6 protein-coding genes are annotated in these 6,000 nt (G+C 43.0%); 3 read left to right on the top strand and 3 right to left on the bottom strand.

Translation table 11 applies throughout. The features are described 5' to 3' along the window. On the top strand, positions 1 to 217 hold a 217-nt coding region (locus VR7878_RS00705), incomplete at its 5' end, for an integrase core domain-containing protein (RefSeq protein ID WP_139343957.1). Positions 218 to 295: 78 nt separating this feature from the next. Here VR7878_RS00705 and VR7878_RS00700 read toward each other — a convergent pair. Further along, positions 296 to 1,207 (bottom strand): ABC transporter substrate-binding protein, encoded by a 912-nt coding sequence (locus VR7878_RS00700; RefSeq protein WP_235862821.1) that lies wholly within the window; start codon positions 1,205 to 1,207, stop codon positions 296 to 298. Positions 1,208 to 1,376: 169 nt separating this feature from the next. Further along, on the bottom strand, positions 1,377 to 3,074 hold the full coding sequence (locus VR7878_RS00695; protein ID WP_077332476.1) for a methyl-accepting chemotaxis protein: 1,698 nt from the start codon (positions 3,072 to 3,074) through the stop codon (positions 1,377 to 1,379). Between the two features lie 688 nt (positions 3,075 to 3,762). On the opposite strand from VR7878_RS00695, the gene VR7878_RS21585 reads away from it, so the two are divergent. Both VR7878_RS21585 and guaD read left to right on the top strand, forming a co-directional pair. Next, positions 3,763 to 3,933, top strand: coding sequence for a hydroxyisourate hydrolase (locus tag VR7878_RS21585; RefSeq protein ID WP_077332481.1), 171 nt, complete (start codon positions 3,763 to 3,765; stop codon positions 3,931 to 3,933). Between the two features lie 9 nt (positions 3,934 to 3,942). Then, positions 3,943 to 5,241, top strand: a complete 1,299-nt coding sequence (gene guaD, locus VR7878_RS00685) for a guanine deaminase (RefSeq protein ID WP_077332474.1) — start codon at positions 3,943 to 3,945, stop codon at positions 5,239 to 5,241. Between the two features lie 68 nt (positions 5,242 to 5,309). Here guaD and VR7878_RS00680 read toward each other — a convergent pair whose 3' ends face one another. After that, positions 5,310 to 5,774, bottom strand: coding sequence for a hypothetical protein (locus VR7878_RS00680; protein ID WP_077332472.1), 465 nt, complete (start codon positions 5,772 to 5,774; stop codon positions 5,310 to 5,312). Positions 5,775 to 6,000 lie beyond the last annotated feature (226 nt).

Raw genomic sequence — 6,000 nt, 5'->3', positions numbered from 1 at the left:
CTTTAACGGAAAGTTCCGCGATGAATGTTTAAACGAACATTGGTTTCGGGATCTGAGTCATGCTCGTGAACTCATCAGTAGCTGGCGTATGGATTACAATGAAAATCGTCCTCACTCAGCACTGGATTATCTGACTCCATCTGAGTTTGCAGCAACCACAAGAACAGTAACGAACAATGGTGATTTAATAAGCATTACTAATGAAATTTTGGATTAATTCTTGGGGGCAGGTCAAATCCAAACAGGAGTAAAGTCGTGATTAATAGCAACAGGAGTTTTCGGGAGATTGAACGGATCATGGTAAGACACCTTGCTGATTCCTTAACCGTTCTAACGTATCTGAAGCAAGCATTTTGCGGTAATCCGGTAACGAGCTATTCACGATACCGGTATCGATGGCCCAACGAGCCTGCAACTGCAAATTAGACAACAATGCATTACCTAACGACAGCCGGAACACATAATCTTTCCAAGAACTTTGCAACTGAATTTTATCAATATTCAGAGCCTTACCGACAATACTTCGGGACGATTCAGGATGTTGATGCATCCAATTGATCGTCTCTGCCAGTGCTTGCAACAAACGTCGATGTGTCTCTTTTTTTTGCAGATAAGATGAGTGCATCATCAAAAGATTGAATGAGAGTTGATATACACCGTTCAGACTTAAATCGACCAAAGGTGTTCCCGATTGTGATGCAACCTGATAACCATAGGGTTCCCATACCGATATCGCATCCACCTGCCCATCAAGTAACGCGCTGGTCAGTGCTTGCGGTGTTAAATACACTTTTTTAATCTGATCACTGGTAAGATTATGTACTAACAACAATGCATCCAGATAAAATTCTGAAGAACTAGCTTTAACCACCCCCACAGTTCTACCGACTAAGTCACTCATTTGACGAACGCCAGTCCGTTGTAATGACAACAGTTTTAAGTCATTGTCCGACTGCACAAAACTGCTCAAAACCATAAAGTCTTTACGTTTAAAACTCTCAAACATAACGACGGATTCAGAGGCCGTAGCATAGTCTACCACGCCTGAAAAAAGCTTACGGATACAGGCAACACCGCCATAACAAGGGACGATCACGACATCTAACCCATGTTTGGCAAATATGTCTAACTGCCTTGCAATCAGAAATGGTGAGGATAACGGTGTCTGAGAAACAGCAATATAGATATGTTCTTTAGGCGTTTGCATCAACATTGCTTGCTCTCTATGTACCCAAAATAAAAACACAGAAAAACCTGCTATCAATATGATCAGCAACCCAACCCATCTGAGAAAAGTAAAACGAGTGTTCATCTATCCATTGTCCATATTCCTCCCCCTGGATTCAGGTTCAGGAGCCATTCATGATGCCTGCAATTTATCCTGATGACTTAACTTGAAACTGGGACATCAAATGACGTAAATCAGATGCCTGTATCGATAGATCTTCACCGGCCCGTTTTGTTTCATCGGTGCTCATCAGTACCGATTGTCCTGAGTCTCTGATATGCACCATGCTACGGCTGATCTGCTCTGCCGCAACCGATTGTTGTTCACTTGCTGTCGCAATCTGGACATTGGATTCATTCAATTCTACGAGCGCCTGATCAATGAGGTTCATTTGTTGTTTAATATCCTGAATCAATATTGAAGACTGCCCGATTTGCTCACTGCTAACCTGAATGGCACTGACCGCAGAATCGGTATTATCCACCAGTGATTCAATTAATGAGTCGATTTCTTGCGTTGCTTTCTGACTGCGTGAAGCCAACACCCGGACTTCATCGGCAACGACAGCAAAACCTCTTCCCTGCTCACCGGCCCTTGCCGCTTCAATCGATGCATTCAAAGCCAGTAAGTTTGTCTGTTCTGCAATGGCGTTCACCACAGACACAAAATTCTGAATTTTTGTCGTCCCTGATTGTAAGTTAGTGATCAATGCCTGTGAGTTTTCAGCGCTCCTGACCAACTCCTCCGCAAGATGACGGTTTTTTTCAATCATCCGGCATCCATCTTTCACATAGGTTTCTGCTCGCTGACTGGAGGACGACGCTTCTTCGGCATTGGCGGCAACCTCCGTGATTGTCGCAGCCATTTCAGTCATGGCACTGGCAACCTGCTCTGTATTCTGTTGCTGGGCATCAACTGATTGCCGATTGCTACTGGCAACGGTTGACAACTCGACCACCGCGGTTGCAATCGAATAGCTACTACTCATAACGGATGACACAATCTTGCCTAATGAATCTGACATTGTCTGCATCGCATTCAATAAGCGCCCGACTTCGTCACGACGATCCACCTGAATATCCAGATCAAAATTCCCTTGCGCCATCTGCTCAGCAATTGTACAGGCATAAGACAAAGAATGAACTAATTGACGACTAATAAAGAAACCAATCAATAAGCCGACCAACAGTGCAATCGCTACCAATAAAATCATCCCCCATATTGCCTGTTGCTCTTCGAGCTCCGTTTGCATTAACGATGATTCGGTGAGTTTCTCCACTTCGGTTAAAAGCGCGCCAAGCTGTCGGTTCTGAGCCGTTTGCTGCACCTCCAATTGCTGCGCTTTTTCAGATAATACCTGACCATTTTTACGATCAGCAATCGCCTGAAGAATCTCTGCTGCGGAATGTTCATAACTCTGGTGATGCTCAATAACGGCATTCAAATGCTGCAATAACCGTTGCTCCTTCTCAAGCTTCTCATTCTTATGATATTGCAACATCCCTTCTAGATTAGATTGTGCCTGATGCACTTCCTGATCAAATTTCTGTGAAACGAGGCTAAAATTTTGTTGGAGTTGTTTTAACTCTTCTGCATCAAGATCGGCAGTAAAATCAGCAGCCCGCAAGGCTTTCTCAACAATTAACGCACTTTGTAACTGTTTCACCGTGGCATCACTGACGAGTTGAATTAAAGGGATATGTTCATGGGCAATCCCTTTAACCTCTTCAGCAACTCGGTTCATCTTGAATAGGCTGAAAGAAGAAAGAATAATGGTCAATACTAGCATCGTACCAACAAGAAAGACCATCTTGGCAGTAATCGACTGATTTTTTATCCATTGCATAATAAAACTCGGCCAACTGTAAATGTTTATATATTCATCAATCAGACGTATTCATACACATGCTGTACAATTACGTCATAACTCACTTATTTAATTTAAGTGTATAGGGCTACTGCGTAATTGCTCAGATTTTTTTGATAATAGACCACAAAACAGGCTAACACTGATACTTAAAGCCTGAAAAAACAATCACTAATATCACTCGAAAATATAAAAATAGTCTCTTATTCAAAACGATTGGAATTTATAGGGACACAAATTTATAGGGACACACACTTGTAGAATGTATTTGCAGGGACAGACACTTGTACTGGATGTAAGAACAGGGGAAAATCGAACTGGTATCAGAAGCTGTACTGCACAACCTTTTGTATTACAATCATAGCTATCTGAAAAATTCGGCTTTCTTTATTTGTGCAAACCAACAATCGGAATCGGCAAAACCGGTCTTGGAGCAGATACCATCAAAAAATAATTGCAGCGATGAGCTGATGAGTGCGGCCACAGAGCAGCAAAAAAAATCAGTCACCTGCACATGGAGTTTGATCAAAAAAATGAGTACATTCAGTTGCCATATTTCCGATACCAGCTCCGGTATATCTGCCACCCATAGCTATCAGATCGAAAGACCACTTGTATCAGCCATAATCAATGCCGAGGATCGTATTGATTGTGAAACGGTCACGTTATTATTCAATCACGATGCCTCTCATTTGATGCTGCATCCTATGGTGAAAATGCCTTTAATCAGGCGTTTTTTCCCAAAACCGATGCGCATTTTCATGTGACGAAACAAAAGCATTCTCATATTCTATTACGGCTCTCGCCCTACACCTGTTCAATTTATCGTGAGATTTAAGAGTCAAGTATGCAAAAGACATTTCATCGGGGTGAGATTTTACACTTCCCCAAAAGGACAGACAGTCCTGAACAAAACTACCAATATCTGAATGATGGTATTCTCGTTATAGAACAAGGAAAAATCATTGATTTACTCGATGCCGACATTTTTTTTCAGCACCATCATATTGCACAGGAACAGATAGAAACACATTCGGGGTTATTGATACCGGGCATGATTGACAGTCATGTCCACTACCCTCAAATGGAAATGATCGCCAGCTATGGTCGTCAACTGTTGGAATGGCTCAATGACTATACATTCCCAGTCGAAACAAAGTATGCAGACTCATCCTATGCAGCGCTGCAAGCTGACGCTTTTCTCCGACAACTTTTTGCGCACGGCACAACAACCGCCAGTGTCTTCGCCACCGTCCATCCACAGTCTGTCGATGCTTTCTTTACCGCAGCGGCAACTTATCAGGCCCGAATGATCTGTGGCAAAGTCTTAATGGATCGTCATAGTCCCGATAACCTGCGTGACACCGCAGATTCGGGTTATCGAGAGAGTAAAGATTTGCTGGAAAAATGGCATCATCATGAACGGGCACTGTATGCAATTACGCCTCGATTTGCACCGACAAGCACACCGGAGCAACTGGCATTAGCAGGACAGTTGGCCCAAGAGTACCCAGATGCCTTTATTCAGACTCACTTGAGCGAAAACACGGACGAAATTAACTGGGTAAAAAGTCTATTCCCAGATGCCAAAGACTATTTGAATGTTTATGAGCGGTATGGATTAGTACGTGACAGAGCATTGTTCGGACATGGGATCCACCTTGAACCAAGAGAATATCAAACACTGGCCAGCAACCATAGCAGCGTCATTTTCTGCCCGACGTCAAACCTATTCATCGGCAGTGGGTTATTCCCCTATTTTACTGTCAAAGAACATGGGATACCGGTGGCGATTGCCAGTGATGTCGGGGGCGGAACCAGTCTCAATCTACTGGTGAATCAAGCTGAGGCTTACAAAATTCTGCAATTACAACATCAAAACCTCAATCCTTTTGAATCATTATATCTATGTACACAAGGAGCTGCTGTTGCAATGCAGTTGGAAGACCAAATCGGTAATTTAAACCCCGGTACGGAAGCTGACTTTATTGAACTTGATGTCAATGGCATACCACCAATGCTCAAACAGCGCATGGCGCAAGCAAAAACCTTGGAAGAAAAATTATTTGCTCTAATTATGCTGGCTGATGAACGTGTGATCCGTCAGACCTATGTGAATGGACAACAGGTGTATTCTCGCCCATAAGTGACGCAAGATTTCGGGACACATATTTGATGTCCCGAAATCTTTCAACCATAGCCGAAGCCACCCGTTTACCCTCGGTGACATTGAATATTATCGGGTAAGTTTTTGGCTTTTAACGATAAACGTTGTTGATCTAGACGGACAATATCCAATGTCCCTCCCGCATGTTTGGGAATATATTGTTTAAGATTCAGCATCGCTTCCCACTCGGGATGCGTGAGATTTTCAACCTTCAGCTCCTTTGCCTCAAGGATCAGCTTATCTCCTTCCACTTGCCAACTACCATTCCCGACAACAGAGTACGACACTTCGATAGGCTGCCCCGGTAAACGAGCAATCAGTGTTCCCTTAGTCACATATTTATGGGACGCAAGATAATGTTCCTGAGTCGTTAAATTTAACTGATACAAAGGCTGACGCAGAGAAGCCGTGCAATCCCACTTCCCCCGCAATAAAGACACATTTTCAGCAGCTTGAGCTGCTACCGAAAATCCACTGAATAAACAGCAAGATAGCAAATAAAAATAACGCATCACATCTTCACTTCATCTAAATAAGTTATCGAATCATAACCAATTTTAACCCGAAAGTGTCAGAGTCAGGTCGGAAACTATTACGAGGACAGACACTTTATTATGGGTTGGGTTACAAGGACAGGCACCTTATTCTTCTCTTCTGTTCCATGGACAGACGGCTCAGAGATGATAACAGGCTAAATTATTCAATTTGTCACTTGTAATTCAGGTAAGAACCATGCAT

Origin of the sequence: Vibrio ruber DSM 16370 (genome assembly GCF_900163965.1) — a bacterium.
Classification (GTDB): domain Bacteria; phylum Pseudomonadota; class Gammaproteobacteria; order Enterobacterales; family Vibrionaceae; genus Vibrio; species Vibrio ruber.
The sequence above is the reverse complement of the archived record's forward strand: the minus strand, read 5'-3'. Positions and strand labels throughout refer to the sequence as shown.